At 62.5% G+C, this 822-nt stretch carries 1 protein-coding gene; it reads left to right on the plus strand.

Going from position 1 to position 822, the window contains the following annotated elements:
- Nucleotides 1–822 (plus strand): condensation domain-containing protein (locus PEL01S_RS34220; protein ID WP_255320207.1); only part of this gene is annotated, 822 nt, incomplete at both ends.

Consider the following 822-nt stretch of genomic DNA (forward strand, 5'->3'; position numbering starts at 1 on the left):
CCGTGGTGATCGACCGGACGGACGAGTGGGGACAAAAATATTTGGCAGGCTACGCGGCAGGGGACGAAGCGCTAAGTGTAGAGGAGCTGCAGGCGTATCTGGAGCAAAGCCTGCCATCGCATATGGTACCGGCGCGGATGATGAAGCTGGAGCGCTTGCCGCTGACGCCAAACGGCAAGGTAGACCGCAAAGCGCTGCCGGAACCGGAAGGCGGTGTACGCGCGGGAGCGGCGTACGCAGCGCCGAAGACGGCGGCGGAGCAGACGCTGGCGACGGTATGGCAGGCCGTGCTGGGCGTGGAGAAGGTGGGCATCCTGGACAACTTCTTCGAGCTGGGCGGCGATTCGATCAAAGCGCTGCAGGTGGCTTCACGCTTGCTGCAAGCGGGCTACAAGCTCGTAATGAAGGACTTGTTCCAGTATCCGACGGTGGCGGCGCTGAGTCCGCATCTGCAAACGTCGGGCAAGCTGGCGAGCCAGGAAGCCGTGGAGGGCGAGGTAGAATTGACGCCGATCCAGCGATGGTTCTTCGGGCAGCAACCGGCCGACGCGCACCACAGCAACCAGTCGGTCATGCTGTACCGCAAGGAACGGTTCGACGAAGCGGCGCTGCGCGTGACGATGAAGAAGATCGCCGTGCATCACGACGCGCTGCGGATGGTATTCCGTTTGCAGGAACCCGGCAGCGGCTATGCGGCATGGAACCGCAGCGTGGACGAAGGCGAGCTGTTCAGCCTGGAGGTGCTGGACTTTAGTGCTATGGCGGACTGCGCGGAAGCAGTCGAAGCGAACGCGACGGCAATTCAAGGCAGCATTAATCTCC

The organism is Paenibacillus elgii NBRC 100335 (assembly GCF_004000865.1).
Classification (GTDB): domain Bacteria; phylum Bacillota; class Bacilli; order Paenibacillales; family NBRC-103111; genus Paenibacillus_G; species Paenibacillus_G elgii.